The sequence below is a fragment of the Psychrobacter pasteurii genome (assembly GCF_900162815.1).
GTDB lineage: Bacteria > Pseudomonadota > Gammaproteobacteria > Pseudomonadales > Moraxellaceae > Psychrobacter > Psychrobacter pasteurii.
In genome coordinates this window covers 1-295 of record NZ_FUGD01000208.1, presented here as the reverse complement: position 1 = coordinate 295, position 295 = coordinate 1, and the positions used below count along the sequence as shown (strand labels likewise).

At 37.6% G+C, this 295-nt stretch carries 1 pseudogene; it reads right to left on the bottom strand.

Going from position 1 to position 295, the window contains the following annotated elements:
* Positions 1-261: pseudogene (locus tag A1232T_RS13425) on the bottom strand (RNA-guided endonuclease InsQ/TnpB family protein); the annotation flags it as partial.
* Positions 262-295 lie beyond the last annotated feature (34 nt).

Below are 295 nucleotides of genomic sequence, written 5' to 3'. Positions count from 1 at the left end.
AAGCTTGGCTTTTTTAAATTGTTTTCGGGCCTTGGCGTGAGTCTCATTGATAGCTTGTAAGGTCTGACTGTGTAATCCTAAATACTCACCGCTACCTTTAGTATACTCACTTAGATCATAGGCACTAAAAAACTTACCGGTACGTTTTAGATGCTCAAAACTTAACGCATTAACATAGTTCCACACGAAGTTTACCGAACCGCTTAGCTGATTCAGCTCTTTTATGTGTTTGTCTTTAATGCGTAGCTTGAGTGTTTTCATATGCTTAGTATGGCAAGATTAATTTTAGCTTACA